This window comes from Dehalococcoidia bacterium (assembly GCA_030648205.1).
In the GTDB taxonomy this organism is placed as follows: Bacteria; Chloroflexota; Dehalococcoidia; order JAUSIH01; family JAUSIH01; genus JAUSIH01.
Map to the genome: position 1 here is coordinate 1 of JAUSIH010000022.1, position 19,863 is coordinate 19,863.

17 protein-coding genes are annotated in these 19,863 nt (G+C 62.8%); 4 read left to right on the plus strand and 13 right to left on the minus strand.

Translation table 11 applies throughout. The features are described from left to right. The 3 genes from Q7T26_02520 to hemB all read left to right on the plus strand — a co-directional run. Nucleotides 1–407: hydroxymethylbilane synthase (locus tag Q7T26_02520; GenBank protein MDO8531031.1), on the plus strand; the 407-nt coding region annotated here is incomplete at its 5' end. Between the two features lie 2 nt (nt 408–409). After that, nucleotides 410–1,999, plus strand: coding sequence for a uroporphyrinogen-III C-methyltransferase (cobA, locus tag Q7T26_02525; protein MDO8531032.1), 1,590 nt, complete (start codon nt 410–412; stop codon nt 1,997–1,999). Next, nucleotides 1,986–2,990 (plus strand): porphobilinogen synthase, encoded by a 1,005-nt coding sequence (gene hemB, locus Q7T26_02530; GenBank protein MDO8531033.1) that lies wholly within the window; start codon nt 1,986–1,988, stop codon nt 2,988–2,990. Before cobA ends, hemB begins: the two co-directional genes overlap by 14 nt. 241 nt (nt 2,991–3,231) lie before the next feature. On the opposite strand, the gene Q7T26_02535 is transcribed toward hemB, so the two are convergent. The 11 genes from Q7T26_02535 to Q7T26_02585 all read right to left on the minus strand — a co-directional run bounded on the left by Q7T26_02535 (nt 3,232) and on the right by Q7T26_02585 (nt 15,192). Further along, nucleotides 3,232–3,681 carry a hypothetical protein gene (locus Q7T26_02535; GenBank protein ID MDO8531034.1) on the minus strand — a complete coding sequence of 150 codons (450 nt, stop codon included), beginning with the start codon at nt 3,679–3,681 and terminating at the stop codon, nt 3,232–3,234. A 251-nt stretch (nt 3,682–3,932) separates the two neighbouring features. Next, nucleotides 3,933–5,099: a hypothetical protein gene (locus Q7T26_02540; protein ID MDO8531035.1), complete on the minus strand. Its 1,167-nt coding sequence runs from the start codon at nt 5,097–5,099 to the stop codon at nt 3,933–3,935. A gap of 197 nt (nt 5,100–5,296) precedes the next feature. Then, the gene (locus Q7T26_02545; protein ID MDO8531036.1) at nt 5,297–5,467 is read right to left on the minus strand and encodes a YHS domain-containing protein; all 171 of its coding nucleotides are present in this window, start codon (nt 5,465–5,467) and stop codon (nt 5,297–5,299) included. Nucleotides 5,468–5,609: 142 nt separating this feature from the next. After that, entirely contained in the window at nt 5,610–7,442 is a 1,833-nt protein-coding gene (locus tag Q7T26_02550) for a TatD family hydrolase (GenBank protein MDO8531037.1), read from the minus strand. Nucleotides 7,443–8,025: 583 nt separating this feature from the next. Next, on the minus strand, nt 8,026–9,297 hold the full coding sequence (sbcD, locus tag Q7T26_02555) for an exonuclease subunit SbcD (GenBank protein MDO8531038.1): 1,272 nt from the start codon (nt 9,295–9,297) through the stop codon (nt 8,026–8,028). Between the two features lie 265 nt (nt 9,298–9,562). Next, nucleotides 9,563–9,793: a YgiT-type zinc finger protein gene (locus tag Q7T26_02560; protein MDO8531039.1), complete on the minus strand. Its 231-nt coding sequence runs from the start codon at nt 9,791–9,793 to the stop codon at nt 9,563–9,565. After that, on the minus strand, nt 9,790–10,287 hold the full coding sequence (locus Q7T26_02565) for a type II toxin-antitoxin system VapC family toxin (protein ID MDO8531040.1): 498 nt from the start codon (nt 10,285–10,287) through the stop codon (nt 9,790–9,792). The genes Q7T26_02560 and Q7T26_02565 overlap by 4 nt, the downstream gene beginning before the upstream one ends. A gap of 390 nt (nt 10,288–10,677) precedes the next feature. Further along, nucleotides 10,678–10,968: a hypothetical protein gene (locus Q7T26_02570; GenBank protein ID MDO8531041.1), complete on the minus strand. Its 291-nt coding sequence runs from the start codon at nt 10,966–10,968 to the stop codon at nt 10,678–10,680. 71 nt (nt 10,969–11,039) lie between these two features. Continuing rightward, on the minus strand, nt 11,040–12,302 hold the full coding sequence (locus tag Q7T26_02575) for a DUF262 domain-containing protein (protein MDO8531042.1): 1,263 nt from the start codon (nt 12,300–12,302) through the stop codon (nt 11,040–11,042). A 34-nt stretch (nt 12,303–12,336) separates the two neighbouring features. After that, nucleotides 12,337–13,695, minus strand: a complete 1,359-nt coding sequence (locus tag Q7T26_02580; protein ID MDO8531043.1) for a glycine--tRNA ligase — start codon at nt 13,693–13,695, stop codon at nt 12,337–12,339. 669 nt (nt 13,696–14,364) lie between these two features. Beyond that, on the minus strand, nt 14,365–15,192 hold the full coding sequence (locus tag Q7T26_02585; protein ID MDO8531044.1) for a DUF1648 domain-containing protein: 828 nt from the start codon (nt 15,190–15,192) through the stop codon (nt 14,365–14,367). Between the two features lie 380 nt (nt 15,193–15,572). On the opposite strand from Q7T26_02585, the gene Q7T26_02590 reads away from it, so the two are divergent. Beyond that, nucleotides 15,573–16,196: an MBL fold metallo-hydrolase gene (locus tag Q7T26_02590; protein MDO8531045.1), complete on the plus strand. Its 624-nt coding sequence runs from the start codon at nt 15,573–15,575 to the stop codon at nt 16,194–16,196. Nucleotides 16,197–16,296: 100 nt separating this feature from the next. On the opposite strand, the gene Q7T26_02595 is transcribed toward Q7T26_02590, so the two are convergent. Then, a complete protein-coding gene (locus Q7T26_02595) occupies nt 16,297–17,664 on the minus strand; it encodes an acetyl-CoA carboxylase biotin carboxylase subunit (GenBank protein ID MDO8531046.1) in 1,368 nt (455 codons plus the stop codon). A 70-nt stretch (nt 17,665–17,734) separates the two neighbouring features. Continuing rightward, nucleotides 17,735–19,849 (minus strand): sodium-translocating pyrophosphatase, encoded by a 2,115-nt coding sequence (locus tag Q7T26_02600; protein ID MDO8531047.1) that lies wholly within the window; start codon nt 19,847–19,849, stop codon nt 17,735–17,737. Between the last annotated feature and the right edge of the window lie 14 nt (nt 19,850–19,863).

A 19,863-nucleotide genomic window follows, 5' to 3' on the forward strand; every position in this document is an offset into this window, starting at 1 on the left:
CGGGCGTCCTGCGCCTGGGCATGGGCGACCGCATCACCCAGTACCTGCCGCCGGAGGTCTGCCTGCCAGAGGCGGGCCAGGGCGCGCTCGCGGCGCAGGTGCGCGCGGACGACGCCGGAACGTCGCGTCTGGCCGCGGTCATTGACGACGCTCCCACCCGTCAGGCGGTGACGGCGGAGCGAGCCGCCGTGACGGCGCTCGGCGGCGGCTGCACGGTTCCGATAGCCGCGCTGGCGATTATCCGGGGCGCGGAGTTGGAGCTGCATGGACTTGTCGCCAGCGCCGACGGCAAGCGTCTGGTGCGCGCAAAGGTGATGGGCAAGGCGGACGCGGCGGAGCAGGCGGGCAAAGACCTGGCGCTCAAGCTGCTGGCGATGGGCGCGAACGAAATCCTGAACGGGACGTGACGGTGACAGGCACGACGCGCAACGGCAAGGTCTATCTGGTGGGCGCAGGCCCCGGCGATCCCGGCCTGCTCACGCTCAAGGGCGCCGAGTGCCTGCGACGCGCGGATGTCGTCGTGTACGACCGCCTTGTTGACCCGCGACTGCTGGCGCTGGCGCGGCCCGACGCCGAGCTGCTGTACGCGGGCAAGGTGCCCGGGTGCAAGCCTGGCCCGGAGCCCGGCCCCGGCACGTGGGGCGGCGAGCCCGCGCCCGGCGAGGGGCGGCTGGACCAGGACGCCATCACCCGCCTCCTGCTGCAACGGGCGCAGGCGGGCAACGTGGTGGTGCGCCTGAAGGGCGGCGATCCCTTTGTCTTCGGACGCGGCGGCGAGGAGGGCGGAGCGCTCCGCAGCGCGGGTATCCCCTTCGAGGTCGTGCCGGGTATCACCTCGGCCATCGCCGTTCCGGCGTACGCGGGCATCCCGGTCACGCACCGCGCCGTGGCTGCGTCGTTCGCGGTGGTCACGGGGCACGAAGACCCCACGAAGGCCGAGTCGCAGGTGGCCTGGGCGCGTCTGGCGCAGGCGGTGGACACCATCGTCATCCTCATGGGCGTGCAGGAGTTGCCGCGCATCGTGGAGTTGCTGCTGAGCGGCGGGCGAAGCGCGGACACACCGGCGGCGGTCATCGAGCAGGGCACCCTGCCCGTTCAGCGCACGGTGACGGGCACGCTGGCCGACATCGTGGCGAAGGCGAGAGCGGCGGACATCCGTCCCCCGGCCATCACGGTCGTCGGCGACGTGGTGCGCCAGCGCGACCACCTGCGCTGGTTCGACAACCGGCCCCTGTTCGGCAAGCGCGTGCTGGTGACGCGCGCCCGGACGCAGGCCAGCGCGCTGGTGGAGCTTCTGGCGGCGGAGGGCGCGGAGCCGGTGGAGCTGCCCGCCATCGGCATTGAGCCTGCTCAGGACACGGCGGCGCTGGACAGGGCCGCAGCCTCCGTCGGCGACTACCAGTGGGTCGTGTTCACCAGCGCCAACGGCGCGGACGCCTTGTTCGCGCGGCTGCACGCCCAGGGCAGAGATGCGCGGGCCTTCGGCGCGGCGAAGGTGTGCGCCATCGGCCCGGCCACGGCGGACGCGCTCGCCCGCCATGGCGTCCGCGCCGACCTCGTGCCGCCGGAGTTCGTCAGCGACGCGGTGGTCGCCGCCCTCGCGAAGGCGGGCGTCGCGGGCGCGAAGGTGCTGCTGCCGCGCGCCGACATCGCGGGGGACGCGCTGGTGCGTGGGCTGAGCGACCTGGGCGCGCGCGTGACGCAGGTCGCGGCCTACCGCACAGTCGCGCCGGAGGAATCTGCGGCGACGGCGCGGCGCGTGCTGTCGGACGGCCCGATTGACGTGGCGACCTTCACAAGCTCGTCCACGGTCAAGAACCTGCTGGCCCTCCTGGGCAATGACCTGACGCCACTGCGCGGAGCGGTGGTCGCGTGCATCGGGCCGGTCACCGCCCGCACAGCGCGGGAGGCGGGCCTGACGGTGGACGTCGAGGCGAAAGAGCACACGGTTCCGGGGCTGGTCACGGCCCTGGTGGAGCACTTCGATGGAAAAAGCTAAAGGCGCAAAGACCGGGTACCCCTACACGCGGATGCGCCGACTGCGGCGCACGGACGCGCTCCGGCGGATGGTGCGCGAGACGACGCTGCGCGTGGACGACTTCGTGTACCCGCTGTTCGCGGCGCACGGCAAGGGCGTCCGGCAGGAGATAGAGCCGCTGCCCGACTGCTACCACCTCTCGGTGGACATGCTGGCGCGGGAGGCGGAGGAGATCGCCCGACTGGGCATCCCCGCGGTGCTGCTGTTCGGCCTGCCCGCGTCCAAGGACGCCGTCGGGTCGGAGGCCTACGCGTCGAAAGGCATCGTGCAGGAGGCGGTGCGCGCCATCAAGCGGGCCACGCCCGATCTTGTGGTCATCACGGACGTCTGCCTCTGCGAGTACACCGACCACGGCCATTGCGGCGTGGTGCGCGACGGCGAGGTGGACAACGACGCCTCGCTCGACCTGATCGCGCGCACGGCGCTCTCGCACGCGGAGGCCGGCGCCGACATGGTCGCCCCGTCCGACATGATGGACGGGCGCGTCCGCGCGATACGCAGGACGCTGGACGAGCACGGGTTCGCGCAGACACCCGTTATGTCATATGCTGCCAAGTACGCCTCCGCCTTCTACGGCCCCTTCCGGATCGCCGCCGAGTCCACGCCGCAGTTCGGCGACCGCCGGGGCTACCAGATGGACCCGCCCAACGCGCGCGAGGCGCTGCGGGAGATGGCTCTGGACCTGGAGGAGGGTGCCGACATTCTGATGGTGAAGCCCGCACTGGCCTACCTGGACGTCATTGCGCGCGCCCGCGACCGCTTCGACGCGCCCATCGCCGCGTACAACGTCAGCGGCGAGTACGCCATGATCAAGGCGGCGGCCCGCAACGGCTGGCTGGACGAGCGCCGCGCGACGCTGGAGGCGCTGACGGGCATCAAGCGGGCGGGCGCGGACATCATCATCAGCTACCACGCCAAGCAGGTGGCGCGTTGGATGAAGGAAGGGGAGTGAGCGCGGCCTGGAGGTTAGCGAAACCAAACGTGATGGAACGCACCAGCCGATATAGGGGTTGCCGTGGAGCGGCTCAAGCGGACGGCCTGAAGCCAGTTGACGTGGCACGACCCAACTACAGCGCCGCGGGAGCTTGGCCAATTCCTGTAAAGTCGGTTTTTCCCGTGAAATCCCATGGCGACGCCACCACTGCCTCGCCTTGAATTTTAAGCAGTAGGGTGGGAAAAGACCGTGCTTAAGTTCAATCTGCGGGCCCGAATATTTTCACCACGGGCTGCATGAATTCTCGTCTGACACGGTACATATTCTTGAACTTCAGACCGCTCTTTTTTGGCCGACCCATTGCTCTCCTGCCAATATTCTCAACAATCTGGAGCGCTTGAAGGTAATCCAATCCGTTGGAAACGTTGCTCTGAGTTAACTCTGCCGCTAGCGCTTTCCTGATCTCTTGGGCCGTGAACCCCTCTCTCCTCCGGCTTTCTTTGTATAGTTTGGCCAAGCCGCGAAGTACCTCCTCAGCCTGGTTTTTTCCCCGCGCCTTAGAGCGCAACTTGTTGAGCAGATCCCGTAACCACTGCTCTCTAGCACCCTCGATGGCGTCGCTTTCTAACTGATTCAATCCTCCTACCGCCTTACGTATCCACGGGTAATCCGCTGGGTCTGAGATTTTCCATTCGGCGTATGTCGACATACTTCGGGTCCTTTCGCTAGCCTGCGTTAGCAGCGCTCGTTTGAACGGGGACAGCGATAGCTTCAAACAAGGGGCCAACTCGACTGCCGAAGAGCACTAGTACCTAATTGCGCATATGTTATGGCGTCCGTGCAAAGCTGCGTCATAGCTGAACATTCGTCACGGAACTTATGCAGGTAGGTACTAGAGTGGGTTGCCAAGGCACGAGCCGGACATGAGGCCCGAATCGCTGACTAGGCCACTACTCCATGCTACTTTTGCTCGATTCCAACTTTTATCCACCAATCCACTCCGGATGTATCCATGATGATTTTGAAACTCCCAGCTTGATTGACAATGGTTCCTGGCGCTGTGACGGACTTTGACATTAGCAGTCGTTGAGCCGGACCAGTAATCTGTTCCTCATATTTTCGGTCTACAATAAAGACTTGCACCTTCGAACTTATCGAACTGGTCACTTTATAGTCGAAATTCACGACCCACGGTGCTTTGTCAGTGTTGAAAAACAGTTCTTTGTAGCCTGTTCCGCTCCATCTATTTACGCTTCTGAGAGACATATAAGCTCCGTTTACATTGTATGTGTCATTATCAGCCACAGGAACAGTCGATGTAGCGGTGGCTAAGGCCGGGGTTATATAAGGGACTCTATCTTGAAGCGATGCTGGTCGTCCAGCAAACTCTTTACCGGTTTTGAGGGAATAGAGTATTTTATTATCCGCTTGTTTGGCTAAGTTCTTCAACGTTGTGCCTAGTTGCTCGACTTCTTGGGGAGTTAGTTTATCGAGGGGGCAGCAGAGGCTGCTTATTGTCAGGTTTATGTATATTACTACATTATTTCTTCTCATACGCACGGAGAGAGGGGTATAGAGATTTGAAATTGCGTCTTGCTTTTGGGTGAATAGGACTGAGCTATTACCAAAGCTCAACTGCTCCGCTCCATAACGGTTAGTGGTTGTTACTTCGGAATACATCTGGGTAAAGTCTTGAACAGCGTCAGAAGTGGTAGGGGCAACTCGAACGCCAAAAATTAGGTTCTTACCTAGACCCATTGCTCCTGCTAGCTTAGAAATACTTGCCAGTGTCTCCTTATCGGTGTACTTGGGTAAAACATAGTAGATGCCGGCATTTGGGCTTTGACCCGCACTGCTCATTGAGTTATATAGCCACTCTTCTGAAAGCTCCCGAGGCCATATCAAAAAAGAGGAGGGAGCCTGTTTGGTAATTGCGTCATCCGGAACGGGCTGATTACTGACCTCTGTCGCAGAAGTTGTCGAAGACACAGGCGCAGGGACGCCCGACGACGCGACTGGTGCACAAGCAATTGCTATGATCAGTACCACAATAGCGGCCAAGCGGGACGGCAGGCTGAAGTTCGACGGCATGACGACGACCGACCTGATGCTTGGCAAAGATTTCACGAAGGCACCCTCGCTTTCAGAGCATTGCCATCGCTGGTCTAGGCTCACGGAAACAAAGGAACCACGGCAGTTGCTTTTGGGCCATCCGTGCGCGAGTATACCCCAGACCCGAGCGCGAGACAAGCGTGAATGCCGCGAGTTGGCCCGCGAGCCGCAGGGCGGCCCTGAATCTCCCCGGCTTAACGCCAGACTACGCCCTAATGGTGGCCGCCTGCCCCCTTCAGAAACTTCTCCGGGTCCTTCTCGAACGCCTTCTTGCACCCGGGCGCGCAGAAATAGTACGCGACGCCCTTGTACGCCCAGTTGGCCGCCGCCTTCTTCTCGTCCACCGTCATCTTGCAGACCGGATCAATGGCCGCCATGCGCATGTCCTCCTCTTTGTGTTTCGCTATTCTCAGCCGCTCATGGTTATCCAAGCTCGGCATACAAACAGCTTTGAGAGCTGGCCGTGCTCAGCTTTGCAGGTATTGGAAAGCTGAGGGGGTACTCCTGCACCAGTTACGAGGCCATTTACTTTGTCAAGAATTGACACGTCTGCTCTGATGACGGTCTGGCCGCCAGGATGCGCTCGATGTTCTCGGAGGCGATCTTGCGGCCCGCACCCTCGCTCAGTTGCGCCAGCCAGCCCCGCATCCAGAAGGCCCAGTAGACGTACCCCTGTTCAAACGTCTCCTTAGAGGCCCGATCAAGTCCAATGACGAATCGGTCATTGTATTTCTCGTATAGGCCCCTCCAGTTCTCCGGAAGCTGTCGGTCATTATCAGTCCGAAACCCCAGCTCGTATCCCACGGAAATGTCAGCAAAGAGATGGGGATACTTGTCGAGCAGGGCCGCTATCTGTTGCGGGTCCGCTTTCCTGGCATGAGCGGCGGTGGAGCCTCCGGACGTTTTGACCGGGTTCTGGTGGGCCCAGATGACCTTGGTGTTCGGGTACCGCTGAAGGGCGCGCTCCAGGGCGGCAACCGTCTCCGGCGTGGTCTCCATATGAATCACCAGTGGGACGTTGTACTTGGCCCCCAGGCACATCATGTCCTGCATCCAGGTGGAGTCCATGGGCACAGTGATGTCTGGAGCCGCGGCAGACCCCTCCGGCACGGTGTAGTGTCTGACCATGAACTCGCCCAACCCGCGGAACTTGCCGCCGGCAAGCTGCCGGTCCGTGTACTCCAGAAAGGCCCGGTCACGCAGGGACTGCCCCCAGCGCACCGTGGTGAGGAAGGGGATAATGCGGCCCGGATACTTTTCGTAGACCGCAAGGACCAGCCTGTCCTCTTCACCTATAGGCCAGATAGGCGGAATCTGGTTGGCAAACAGGACGGTCTTCTGGACTCCGGCCTGGTCCATAAGGGAGATGATAGTCTCAGGGGCGAGCCCCGGCGTTACGTGTTCATGGGCATCAACCAGGGGCACCGGCGCCAACACCTTTTGTGCGTTCTGATAGCCGATCTTCTCAGCGGCGCCAGGCGACAGGTCCCCCAGCAAGCTCCTGAAACGGGCGATGACGCGCTGGTACGCCGCCGGGTCGGCCCAGGCCTCAGGGTGTGCTTGGTCGGTGCCGATACCAATAAACCGGTCCGCGTACTGCTCCAGGAGCGCCTTCCACGCGGGGCGCAGGCGGCCCCTGCCGTCCTCGATGGGATTCTTCACAAGCCAGGAGAGCCCCTGCGGAGGAGGCGACGATTTCCCATAGGCGCCAAACTCGGTCATCCCGCCCAGATCGCAGAAGAGCTTTGGGTGCTCGTCCAGCAGCGCCTTCAGGGTGTCGGGGTCTGGCCGGCCACAGTTGTGGGCGAGAATGACGGTGGTCTGACGGCCGTAGTCCAGCATCCTCTTGAGGGCAGGGAGCGACTCAGCGTCGATCTCATAGTGCAACACCACGGGCACATAGTACTTGGACGCCAGGTCCAGGAACCTTTTCATCAGCGGGGTGTCGGCGGGGATCTTGATGGCCCCGGCCTCGGAGCCTATGGCGAAGGAGTACGGATAATGCCCCAGGATGAACTCTCCCATGCCCCTGAACAGGCCAGTCCTCAACTGGGACTCAGCGGAGCGCAGCAGGCTCTCCGCTCGCTCGTCGGGCCGGGACCAGCGGGCGGGGTCCAGCAGCTCGGGGCGCTGCATCCCCAAGAACGGAATGATCCTGTCCGGACGGGCTTTGTAAAACTCCAGCACAAGGTTCTCATCGGATATCCCTTGGCCCTTGGGGTTGCTGGCGTCGTAGTAGACCGTCATCAAGACCATCTTTGCCACATTGGCCTGGTCCATGAGCTTGATCAGGTAGTCCAGAGTCAGGCCCCTGGGCAGGTGGGTGTGAGCGTCGACAAGCCCGAGAGCAAAAGGCACTAGAGAGGTCGGCGTCGGTGTCGCCGTAGACGTCGGCGTGGGAACAGATCCAGGCGTCGGCGTAGCAGTCGCCGCAGCCGTTGGGGCAGGTGGACTTGTGGCCGTCGCCACAGAGGTCGGACGGGGCGTCTCCGTAGGCGTGGACGTAGGGGCAGGGGCGGCCACCGGGACAGGTGCCGGTGAAGCCGTTGGTGCTGGCGCTGAAGTTGGAGCTGGAGTTGTGGCCGTCGCCGCAGGGGTCGGACGAGGCGTCTCCGCAGGCGTGGACGTAGGAGCAGGGGTGGCCGCCGGGACAGGGGCCAGTGAAGCCGTTGGTGCTGGCGTTGAAGTCGGACCGACGGCAGGTGACGGTTGCGGCTGCGTACACGCCAGTCCCAACATCACCACAACGGCGACCAAGAAGCAAATAACCAGCATAGAGGCTCGCCTCCACCGCCAGGGACATTATACTTGGGGAGCTTATTCAGCCACAACCCCATAGGTATTGTCGGCCCGGAGGTTCGACAAGCATGAGCGGATGCGTCCGACGTACGGTCTCCCGCTCACCCTGAGCTTGTCGAAGGACGAGCGGGCTTCGACGGGCTCATGGCGAGCGCATCGCGTCCTCGCCTTCCGCCTCCGCGCTGTCCTCCGCCAGCAGCCCGCGCGCGTACCCCAGCAGTCGCTCGGCCTCCGCGGGCGTCTTCTTCTTCGCGTCCAGGTACAGCCGCAGCGCCTCCATCGGCGCGAGCGACTCCGCGATCTGCCCGCCCAGGCGCACGCGACTCTCCCGCCGCACGTCGCGGATGTACGCCGCGACGTAGTGGGCAGGCTCCAAGGCCGTGTAGACGGCCCGGTCGTCGAGCAGCGCGGCCTGCTCGGCGGCAAGCCGGACGATGACCTTCACGATGGCCCCCTCGACGGGCGCCTTGCGTATCGCCGCCACCACCTTCGCCGTCGGGTCGTCCTGCGGCCCGACCTCCACCTCGACGGTCACCATGCGGCGGTCGTGCGCGACGGGCTGGAAGCGCAGGTCGGCGATGCGTTCGCCGCGCGGCTTCGACGGGTCGAGGTCAATGAGCATGAAGCCCTTGGCGTCCTCCGCGGCCTCGGAGAAGTCCACGCGGGCCAGACTGCCGCTGTACACGGCGGGCGGGCTCTGGCCGAGCCGCTGCCGCCTGTGGATGTGCCCCAGCGCCACGTAGTCGAACTCCGGCCTCGCGACGGCGCTGGGCAGCAGCCGGTAGTCGCTGCCGAGCATCATGCCGCGCTCCGAGCCGAATGTGGCGGACGACAGCGTGACGTGGCCCACCAGCACGGCGGGCAGCGCGGGGTCAAGCGCCTCCGCCCGCGCGGCGATCTGGCGCGTCAGGATGTCGTTGATGCGGTCGTTGAGCTGGTCGTAGGTGAGGCCCCGCGCCGACTCATGAGTCAGCAGGGCGCTGCGCCGCACCCACGGCAGCGCGACGACCTGCACCGGCCCGGCCTTCGTCTCCACGCGGTGCGTCGCCAGCGTGTCGCCGACGGTGACGCCGGGGACGCCCAGCACGCCGAATATCTCCAGCGCGCTGGCCCGCGACGGCGCGTGCGGCATGTCGTGGTTGCCGACGCACAGGAACACGGGGATGCCCGCCTGCGTGAGGCGCAGGACGCGGCGGGCGAACTCGCGCTGGTGCGTCTGCGACGGGTCCCGCCCCTTGTAGGCGTCGCCCGCGAACAGCACGAGGTGGACGCCGTTCGCGATGGCGTAGTCCACCAGCTCGTCGTACGCGGCGAGGAAGTCGGCCAAGCGGGTATTGAGGCCGGTCTGGGGGTCAGTCCGGCCGTAGTTCTCCACGCCAATGTGGAGGTCAGAGAAGTGCAGAAGGCGAAGCATTAGGGGTGCGGCCTTTGTTTGAGAATCACGCTAGCGTTCATTCTCTGTCTCCACCTGACGGTCATTGACACAATAGGACGACACTGTCATTCCGAGCGGAGCGAGGAATCTCCGCCGCAGCGCCCAACAGCCAGGGGAGATTCCTCGGTCGTTTTGCTCCCTCGGAATGACAGGGAGGGGTCTGCGGGAAGCCTGCGCCTGTCATTATGGCGCTATAAATGCTCAACGACCATAAGGCGAGGGCGTCATGCCGCCCCCTGGAATTTCAGGCGACCTTGGCACGGAAGCGGTAGACCGGAGCGTACTTCCGCGGCTTCGCATCCTTGCTTAGCAGCGCGTCGAGGGCGGCGACGGTCTCCTCACGGATAAGCGTGTCGCCGCAGCGGTCGCAGACAAGGGCGGGCACGGCCTCGACGATGATGGTCTTGCCACGCCTTTTGTAGCTTCTGACCACGGCCTTATCCAGATACTGACCTTCACAAAGGTCGCACTTCATCTTTTCATCATACCTCGCAGCCGCTCTGCCGCCTTGTCTTCCTCGGGATCCAGTACTGCGAGGCCGCTTTCCTGGCACGCATGCCCCAGTTCAAAGTCGCTGGTGACAACGATCAGCGGCTGCTCCGTATTCTCCGCGATTTGTTTCACGCGCAATATCGAAGCAAAATGGATGGCGTCACCAGCCCTGAGCGCGTGGGCTTCCAGCGTCGCCGCGGCTTCTTCCAACAGCGTGTTGTCCACCGGGAGTATTAATGACAGGGAAGGGATGTCCTTCGAGAACGCAGATATCAGGTCCTTGTATTGGGTCTCCCGTATCTTACCGCCCTTCACGAGTCTTCTGAGGGCGGACTTTAGCTCGACGGCTGTGAGAACGGAAATCGCGAGGAATTCGGTAGCGCGCCTGGCATCGAAAAGCTCGTCGACTACCTCCGTGCCTTTCTCTTCTACATATCTTTTCACCAGGGCGGAGGTATCGAAGTAGATAAAGGACATGCCTACCGCGCCTCAATAATCATACGGCTTATTGAAACACCATCCAACCGTTTGGCGACCTCGCGCCTCAGTTCTTTCAAGGGTCTTCTCGATGCCCCGTACTTTCCCAGCATCCGGTACAATAAAGATTGCATCGCCCTTTGCTCGCGCCTGTATGCGCTCAGGGCGATCTCGTACTCGATATTTCTTGCTTCCATACAGACCCCCTCTATCTGTTGACTCCCCGGATGTAGCCATTATAGCGTCCGTCGTACGCGGCCCTTCCGCGGAAGGGGCCCAGGCGGGTGTCCCAATCCCTAATCCCCAGTCCCTAACCCCTGGGGGATTGGCGGTTGATGGAGGTCAGAGAAGTGCGGAAGGCGGAGCAACAGGGGCGCCTTCCTTAGCGGGTCATGCTATTGTGAGATTGATTGGCATCCGCGCCGGAACCGTCCCTTTACCGTGGCATGTGGGGCATTCTTCTCGCTCGTTCTCGTCCAGCACATTGATACCACGGTAAGTCATGAGCCAGTCACCGTCCCACCATTTGTATTCACCGTCCAAGCGGGCCTTTCTACGAATGCGGCGCGATTTCAGGAAGCGCTGCAAAGCGTCCAGAGGCGTGGGGGCTTCAATAATCTCCTCACCCCAATCGGAGAACTCGTGGTAGTAGCATTTGTAGAAGATGACATAGTCAGGCATGTTGTCCTCCTCCCGTGGGAGTTGGACCAAGGTCCTCCCACGGGAGGAGGACAATGTCAAGGCCGAGAGAGCTACTTGGGCTTATTGAATAACTCGGGTTTGCCACCCTTATCGCGATTGCATCTTGAACATAGCGCCTGGCCGTTTGAAATATCTGTTTTCCCGCCGCCAGTATGTGGCTTGATGTGATCTGCGTGGAAGTTTGTATCCGATATTTCGGTGCTACACTTCTGGCACTTGCCTTTGGAGAGTTTGAATAGCTCACTGCGTTGCTCAGCAGGGAAGAAGCGCTTTGGGTCGAGGGGCTCGGCTTTGCTGGAGTTGATAATGTAATTCATCAACTGTTCTAAGCACTGTTTAACTTCACTGGTGTCTATTCGTCCCGTTCTTCCCGTCCGTAGATAAGCCAGCGATTCGTCAGAACCATCCTTGTTTTTTGCGGCATAGTAAGCCGTCAGGCCGCGAGCAACGGACGTTTCCTTTCCTGACAAGTTGTAGTGATCGCTGAGGAGTTGGAGAGCGGCAAAGAGCCATTTTAGGAGGCGGGCGCTTCTCACCTCCTGCTCGAATGCAAGTTCGAGGTTTATTGCCTCTTCTATCACGCGTCTCTCGAGGTTCAGAGTTCTCTTGGCACCCTCTAAAGCCTTTTGGCCCTTCGGTTCGTCATATGGCCCCTTAAGGAATTTCTCTAGGTGGTCATACTCTTGCCTCGCCAGAGCATCATCTGAATATACAGACTTTAGGAAGATTGCGGCTAAATTCCAATGAGCATCTCTGACTTTGTGCGCGCCACTGGCGATATCAAAGATTTTGTGGAGCGCAAGCTCTTTGATTTGCGGATGAAAGCTAGTACGCAGTGCCTTGATTTTCTCGCCAATCTTGAGTGGCTTTCCATGCTGCAACCGACTGAAGATGTCAAGGATTTCATCAGCGTCAAACTCTCGCATAACTGCTGCCTGCACCTCATAGTTGTCAAAACGTTGTTGTGTGCTCTTAGATAAACCTGTGAAAGGTTTGAACTCAATGTCTTTTGGCGGGTTCTTGACCCAACTTTCCGTTCCATCCTTGTATTCTAGTAAAGTTCGAATACGCTGTTGGCCGTCGACCACTTCATAGTGGTCAACAGGAACTTCGTCCGCATCGGGCAGCGTTTGAACATTTAGCATGATCAAGCCCATCGGCCAGCCATTCAGCGCTGTGTCAATCAGGTCATATCTCATCTTGTCTGTCCATACCCTGCTCCGCTGGTAGTAGGGCTGCAAGTCAAGTATTCCTTGCTTCCAGTAGGTATACAGAGTCTGGACAGGAAAGTGGTTAGGAACTAAAAGACCCATCGTGCGCCTCTCTTTCTATTGAGCTAGGGGCGGCCTATTCCTTCCCTGCCACCTTCGGGTACGTCTCCGCGACCGCCGACCAGCCGCCGTCCAGCGCCCGGCGCACCGCCGGCGTCACCTCCGCTATCGGCACGCGCACCTGCTGCATCGTGTCGCGCTCGCGGATGGTCACCGCCTTGTCCTCCAGCGTCTGGAAGTCCACCGTCACGCACAGCGGCGTCCCCGTCTCGTCCTGCCGCCTGTACCGCCGCCCGATGCTCTGCGCGTCGTCGTACTGCGACATGACGTGGCGGCGCACCTCCGCGTGCACCTCCCGCGCCGTCGGGACCAGCGTCTCCTTCTTGCTCAGCGGCAGCACCGCCACCTTAATGGGCGCGATGTCCGGGTGGAACCGCAGCACCACCCGCGTCTCCCCTCGTCCTGAGCTTGCCGAAGGGACCTCCTCCTCGTCGTAGGCGTCCAGCAGAAAGGCCAGCGAGCCGCGGTCGGCCCCGGCGGACGGCTCGATCACGTACGGCGTGTATCGCTCCTTGGTCTCCTCGTCGAAAAAGCTCAGGTCCTTGCCGCTGTACTTGCTGTGCTGCTTCAGGTCGAAGTCCGTCCGGTTGGCGATGCCCTCGATCTCCGACCAGCCGAGCGGCGCCGGAAACAGGTACTCCACGTCGAAGCAGGCCTTGGCGTAGTGCGCCAGCTCGTCCTTCGCGTGCTCGCGCAGCCGCAGCCTGTCCTTGCGTATCCCCAGGCCCGCGTACCACGCGAAGCGCGCGTCCAGCCAGTCCTTGTGCCACTTCTCGTCCGTCCCCGGCTTGACGAAGAACTCGATCTCCATCTGCTCGAACTCGCGAGTGCGGAACGTGAAGTTCCCTGGCGTAATCTCGTTGCGGAACGCCTTGCCCACCTGCGCGATGCCGAAGGGCGGCTTCTTGCGCAGCGCCCCCTGCACCGTCTCGTAGTCCGCGAAGATGCCCTGCGCCGTCTCCGGACGCAGGTACACCATGCTGGCGCTGTCCTCGACAGGCCCGACGAAGGTGCGGAACATGAGGTTGAACTTGCGGGGCGCCGTCAGCTCGCCGCCGCAGTCGGGGCACTTGCCGTCCTTGACGTGGTCGGCGCGGAAGCGGTGCTTGCACGCCTTGCAGTCCGACAGCAGGTCGGTGAAGTTCTCGACGTGGCCGCTCGCGACCCACACCTGCGGATGCATGAGGATGGACGCGTCCAGCCCGACGACGTCGTCGCGCTCCTGCACGACGGCTCGCCACCAGGCGTTCTTGACGTTGCGCTTCAGCTCGACGCCCAGCGGGCCGTAGTCCCAGCATCCGCCCATGCCGCCGTAGATTTCGCTCGACTGGAAGATGAACCCCCTGCGCTTGCAGAGGGACACGATCTTCTCCATCGTGACCTTGTGCGGGGTTGGCTCGCTCACTGAGACCTCCAGAAGCTAACGGAGATTGTATTGCCACCCTGAGTATACATCGAACGCGGAGTCATCCGAGAGGGGGCATGGCTCAGGGCAATCGCGTTTTAATGCGGGCGTTCATTCCTGTCCATCCGATGAATCTTTGAATAAATGCTGAAAGAAGCCCGCCGGTTCACCGCCGTCATTCCGGCGTAGGCCGGAATCCAGTGTCTCCGCCTTGCGGAGGGCGAGCTTGTGTCCCTGGGCTCCGGCTTTCGCCGGAGCGACAAAGGGACGCCCCCTTTGCGGTTTGCCATGTCCACGAGTACGTAAGAGGGAATCAAAGCGCGATTGCCCTGGGGCACGGCTTATGAACTGTCCTCCGCATCCCGTCCGCCGCACGATGGGGTGCAGTCCTTCCACGGAAGGACGCCGGAGGGTTCGGGAGAGCCTGCCCTGATCCTTCCAGGGAAGGACGAAGGGTGTCCTCCCGTTTCCAGTCTTCCTTTTCTCCCGTGGAAGCACAAGGGAGACACCGCGCCCCCAGCATTGGCAGGTGCAGGGGCGCAGCCCCGCCGGGGGTCTGGGAGTGACCCCCAGATTCAACTTTCTTCCCCCTCTCCTGCGGAGAGGGGGACTGAGGGGGTGAGGACCACGCTCCCCATGCTACAGATGGCGCGCGTGTCTGCGGAGCGGCGCGGTGAACACGCCGAACAGGAGCAGCGCGGCGGCGATGGCCACCAGAGCGGAGAGCCACATGGGCAGCAGGTGGACCCGGTAGAGGCCGTACCACAGGGTGTCCAGCAGGGCGTAAAAGATGAGGCCCTGCCCGAACGCGACCGTCACGCTGACGAACGTCAGGAACCGGCTCTGGTCAACGTTGGAGGGAAACGCCCGCGGGGCGGCACGCACCGCGACGTAGATGGCGATGTTGATGAACAGCAGCAGGACGGAGATGCTGAGCGCTATGGCCAGCATCTGGTTGCGCGTCATGAAGTCTGTGGGGTCGCCCGCCAGGTTGAAGTGGGTGGCCATGAGTCCGGGCGGCAGGTCCAGCCAGAAGACCAGCCCCAGGCCAAGGCACAGAACGGCGAGGAGGGCCGAAGGCGCTACGTACATCCACCGGAACGGCACGCGCACCTGTCGGGATGTGTTCGGGGGCGAAGCCGCCATGCTCCGGGCGTAGGCTATCGTCCATAGCGCCATGCCGAGCAGCAACAGCAGCAGCAGGCCCACCAGCAGAGAGACGGTCAGCGTGTCGTCTATCTCTAGCGAGTCGAGGAAGAACGTCGCGGGGATGAATATAAGGCCGCCTGCGAGGAGCAGCCGGCCGCTCGCCTGGTTGGCGCGGCCCCGATCTATCGGGGCCTGTGCGCTAGGGCCGTTCCGCAGCCGCAGCAGAGGCGTCGGCCCTATGCGGTGCGCCATGAGCACGAACGTCAGGCCGAGCAGAAAGAGGATGGCCCCTATGGCAAGCCCGCTGAGCAGGACCATGATGGCAACCTCACCCGTCAGTCCGCCGGATACCTGTCCGAGTCCTTAGTGGGATACGTTATCAGGTCTGCTGAGGCTTGTCAAAAGCAACGTCCATGTCAAGTAGAGAGTGCTGGAGGCCCGGGAGCGTTTCAGCCTTGCGTAAAAAGCCGCCTGCGGACCCACTCCTACCCTGAATCCTTCGGCTTCGCTCAGAATGACAAGATATGGGCGAGTGCAGGGGCGCAGCCCCTGCCGGAGGGTTCGGGAGGTGTCCTCCCGAAGGTTCCTTTTCTTCCCCTTCTCCTAGTTAGGAGAAGGGGACAGGGGATGAGGTGTTTATTCCAACCTTGACACCCGTTCCCTCTTGCCCAACAATGGCTTGCAGGAGGATGCACGCCATGCTGCTGAAGGTCATCCCCGTGGGGCCGTTCGTGGAGAACGTCTATATCATCGGCGACGAGGCGAGCAAGGAGGGCCTCATCGTTGACCCGGGCGCGGAGGGAAAGCGCGTGCTGGAGGAGGTCGAGAAGCTGGGGCTGACGATCAAGTACATCGTCAACACCCACGGCCACGCCGACCACACGGGCGCTGTCCGGGCCGTGAAGGACGGCACGGGCGCAGCCTTCGCCATCCATGAGCGGGACATTCCTACCATGCGCCACGTCTCCCGCATGATACTGGACATGTTCCAGGGCTGGGACGCGCCCCCTGAGCCAGATTTCACCGTCAAGGACGGCGACACGGTGAAGATAGGGGCGCTGGAGTTCATCGTGGCGGAGACGCCCGGCCATACCCCCGGTAGCCTCTGCCTCATCGGCAACGGCATCGCCCTCACCGGCGACACCCTGTTCCGCCTGAGCGTGGGCCGGACGGACCTCCCCGGCGGCGACTGGGACAAGGAGATGGAGAGCATCCGCACCCGGCTGTACACGCTGCCAAACGAGACGGTGGCGCTGCCGGGACACGGGCCGCACACCACCATCGGGGAGGAGCGCAAGGCGAATCCGTTTGTGCGGGACTAGGCCACTGACCTGTGGAGTCCGCGTATGAAAGGCCCACCCCAACCCCGCTCACCCTGAGCTTGTCGAAGGGCGCGTCTATCAAATTCAGTTTGACTGAACATTAGCGCGAGCCGGCCTTCGACTTGGCGCGCTGTGCGCGGAGCTGGCCCAGGAAGGCCGTGTTGTAGTCTCCACTCTGGAATGAGGGATGGCGGATGACGTCCCGCAGGAAGGGGATGTTCGTCTGAACGCCCTCCACCTGGTAGGCGTCCAGAGCCTCCCGCATGGTGGACATGGCGCTCTCACGGGTTGGGCCCCAGGTGATGAGCTTGGCCAGCATGGGGTCGTAATAGACAGTCACCTCGCTGCCCTGGACCACGCCGCTGTCCACGAGGATGTTCTTGCCGGAAGGCTCCACCAGGCGGGTGATCGTGCCGGTGTTGGGCAACAGCTCCCAGGGGTCCTCCGCGTAGATACGGCACTCGATGGCGTGTCCCCGCATCTTGATGTCCTTCTGCTCAAAGGGCATCGGCTCGCCCGCCGCGAGGCGTAGCTGCAACTCGACCAGGTCCAGGCCGGTGATGGCTTCCGTCACCCGGTGCTCCACCTGCAAGCGCGTGTTCATCTCCAGGAAGTAGTAGCTCTTGTCCTGGTCCATCAGGAACTCGATGGTCCCCGCGTTCTGGTAGGCCGCCAGCCGCCCGATTTGCACCCCCGTCTCGGTCATGCGATGGCGCAGCTCGGGCGTCACCGCCGGCGAAGGCGCCTCCTCGACGACCTTCTGGTAGCGCCGCTGGAGCGAGCAGTCGCGGTCGAAGAGGTGACGCACGGCGCCGTTCTGGTCGGCGAGAAGCTGCACCTCGATGTGGCGCGCCCCTTCGATGTACTTCTCCAGGTAAATGTGTGAGCGGCCGAACGCCCGCTGAGCGCGGGCCAGGGCGCTCTCCAGGGCGGCCTTGAGCGACTCCGGCGTGCGGGCGACGCTGATGCCGATGCCGCCTCCGCCCTCCATCGCCTTGACGATGACGGGGAACCCGACCGACTTGGCCAGTTCGGAGGCGTGAGCGGCGTCGCGGATTTCCGACTCCACGCCAGGCACGATGGGCGCTCCCGCCAGGCGCATGAAACGCCGCGCCACGCCCTTGTTGCCCATGAGGTGGATAGCTTCCGGCGTGGGGCCGATGAAGACGATGCCCGCGTCAACGCACCGCTGGGCGAAGGTCTCGTTCTCAGAGAGAAAGCCGTACCCCGGATGGATGGCCTCGACCTCCGCCTCTTTGGCGATGGCCAGGATTCTGTCCATGTTCAGATAGCTGGCCGTCGCCGGGGGCGGGCCTACGTGATAGGCCTCGTCCGCCAGGTCAGCATGGAGCCCCTTCCGGTCCGCGTCCGAGTAGATGGCTACCGTGCGGACGCCCATCCGCTTGCAGGTGCGGATGATCCGGCAGGCAATCTCCCCTCTGTTCGCTATGAGTACTTTGGCAAACACCTGAATAGCCTACGATGAAGCAGGGCGGGGTTGCAACCCCGCCCTGCTGGGTCAGCCGAGACCCTTGAGTCTAGATGAAAAGAGGCGCCAACACCAGGGTGATGGTAGCGAGAAGCTTGACCAGCACGTGGAGGGACGGACCAGCCGTGTCCTTGAACGGGTCGCCGACGGTGTCGCCGACGACAGCCGCGGCGTGCGTGGCGGAACCCTTGCCGATGACTTTACCGGTCTCGGGGTCCGTAATCTGGCCCACCTCCACTGCCTTCCTGGCGTTGTCCCAGGCGCCGCCTGAGTTGTTCAGGAAGGTCGCCATGATGATGCCCGCGATGGTGCCGACCATCAGCAGGCCAGCCACGGCCTCAGCGGCCGCCAGTCCCAGCAGGCGCATGGCTACGCCGACGAACGGGGGCATGAGAACGGCCACCAGGCCGGGCAGGATCATCTCGCGCAGGCCCGCGCGGGTGGTGATGTCCACGCAGCGGGTATAGTCCGCCTCTGCTTTGCCTTCCCGCAGGCCAGGGATCTCGCGGAACTGGCGGCGGACCTCGTCAATGACGCCGGTTGCGGCGCGCCCGACAGCCCGAATGGTCAGGGAGCTGAAGAAGAAGACCAGCATCACGGCCAGCAGGCCGGCGACAAAGACCTCCGGCTTGGCCAGGTTGACTGTGTTGAACGCCTTTCCGGTGAGGCGGGCGACCTCGTCCATGTAGGCGCTGAACAGAAGGAACGCAGCCAGCGCGGCCGAGGCCATGGCGTAGCCCTTGGTGAGGGCCTTGGTGGTGTTGCCCACCGCGTCCAGAGTGTCGGTGACCTTGCGGATTTCCTTGGGCGCGCCGCCCATTTCAATGATGCCGCTGGCGTTGTCCGTAATGGGGCCGAATGTGTCCATGGCCAGGATGTACGCCGCGGTCATAAGCATGCCCATCGTGGCCACGGCCGTGCCGAAGAGGCCGCTATGGCTCGCCGCGGCTGCGGGCAGGATCGCCTGGGTGCCCATCCAGTAGGAGAGCATCAAGGCGATGGAGACGACGACGGCCGTTGAGAACGTGCTCTCCAAGCCCACCGCCACGCCCGCGACGATGTTGGTGGCGGGGCCGGTGCGCGACGCCTGCGCGATCTCCTTGACGGGCCGGTACTTGAATTCCGTGTAGTACTGGGTGATAAAGACGAAGGCCACGCTGGTGAGGATGCCGACCACGCCCGCTCCGAAGAACCACCAGTCCTTGAGCAGCACGTTCACGGAAATGGCGAGGCCGACGAGGGCGAAGGCGATCGCTATGAAGAAGCCCCGGTTCAGCGCGCGCATGGGGTCCTCGTCGTTGCCGGGGCGTACGGCCATGATGCCAATCATGGTGGCGAACACGCCGAAGGCGCGGACTACCAGCGGGAAGAAAACCCAGCCGGGGTTGTTGGTCGCCACGAAGATGGCCACGCCCAGAATCATGGCGCCGATGTTCTCGGCGGCGGTGGACTCGAACAGGTCGGCGCCGCGGCCCGCGCAGTCGCCCACGTTGTCGCCCACCAGGTCGGCGATGACGGCGGCGTTACGGGGGTCATCCTCCGGAATGCCCGCCTCCACCTTGCCCGCCAGGTCAGCGCCCATGTCCGCGGCCTTGGTGTAGATGCCGCCGCCTATCTGAGCGAAGAGGGCGACGAAGCTGGCTCCGAAGCCGAAGCCGACGATCATGAAGGGCGCCTTGGCCGGGTCAACGCCGCCGCCGTAGGCGTAGAAGATGGCCGTCACGCCCAGCAGGCTCAGCGCCACGATGAGGAAGCCGGAGACGGCGCCGCCGCGCAGCGCCACGATGATGGCTTCACTCAGGCTGCGGGTCGCCGCGGAGGCGGTGCGCATGTTGGACTGGACCGAGATGTACATGCCAATAAAGCCAGAGAGAGCGGACGCGAACGCGCCCACCAGGAACGCAACCGAGGTCCGCCACCCGACATCCGGGTCTTTGGTGAGAATCCCAAGCAATGCGCCGATGACAATGGCGGTAACGACCGCCAGGATAGCGATGGTCTGGTACTGACGGCGGAGGAAGGCCATAGCCCCCTGAAAAATCATCCCGCCGATGCGCTGCATCGAAGCGGTCCCCTTGTCCCGCCGCAGGACGTCCCAGGCCATAAAGATGGCGAAGGCCACCGCCAGGAGTCCCGCCACCGGGACGATCCACACAAGCTCCATAGATGCGTTCTCCT

Excerpts from the sequence above, each read along its gene's own strand:
- hemB (MDO8531033.1), top strand. The coding sequence starts at position 1,986 with ATGGAAAAAGCTAAAGGCGCAAAGACCGGGTACCCCTACACGCGGATG.
- Q7T26_02535 (MDO8531034.1), bottom strand. The coding sequence starts at position 3,681 with ATGTCGACATACGCCGAATGGAAAATCTCAGACCCAGCGGATTACCCG.
- Q7T26_02545 (MDO8531036.1), bottom strand. The coding sequence starts at position 5,467 with ATGCGCATGGCGGCCATTGATCCGGTCTGCAAGATGACGGTGGACGAG.
- sbcD (MDO8531038.1), bottom strand. The coding sequence starts at position 9,297 with ATGCTTCGCCTTCTGCACTTCTCTGACCTCCACATTGGCGTGGAGAAC.
- Q7T26_02560 (MDO8531039.1), bottom strand. The coding sequence starts at position 9,793 with ATGAAGTGCGACCTTTGTGAAGGTCAGTATCTGGATAAGGCCGTGGTC.
- Q7T26_02565 (MDO8531040.1), bottom strand. The coding sequence starts at position 10,287 with ATGTCCTTTATCTACTTCGATACCTCCGCCCTGGTGAAAAGATATGTA.
- Q7T26_02570 (MDO8531041.1), bottom strand. The coding sequence starts at position 10,968 with ATGCCTGACTATGTCATCTTCTACAAATGCTACTACCACGAGTTCTCC.
- Q7T26_02575 (MDO8531042.1), bottom strand. The coding sequence starts at position 12,302 with ATGGGTCTTTTAGTTCCTAACCACTTTCCTGTCCAGACTCTGTATACC.
- Q7T26_02580 (MDO8531043.1), bottom strand. The coding sequence starts at position 13,695 with ATGGAGAAGATCGTGTCCCTCTGCAAGCGCAGGGGGTTCATCTTCCAG.
- Q7T26_02585 (MDO8531044.1), bottom strand. The coding sequence starts at position 15,192 with ATGGTCCTGCTCAGCGGGCTTGCCATAGGGGCCATCCTCTTTCTGCTC.
- Q7T26_02590 (MDO8531045.1), top strand. The coding sequence starts at position 15,573 with ATGCTGCTGAAGGTCATCCCCGTGGGGCCGTTCGTGGAGAACGTCTAT.
- Q7T26_02600 (MDO8531047.1), bottom strand. The coding sequence starts at position 19,849 with ATGGAGCTTGTGTGGATCGTCCCGGTGGCGGGACTCCTGGCGGTGGCC.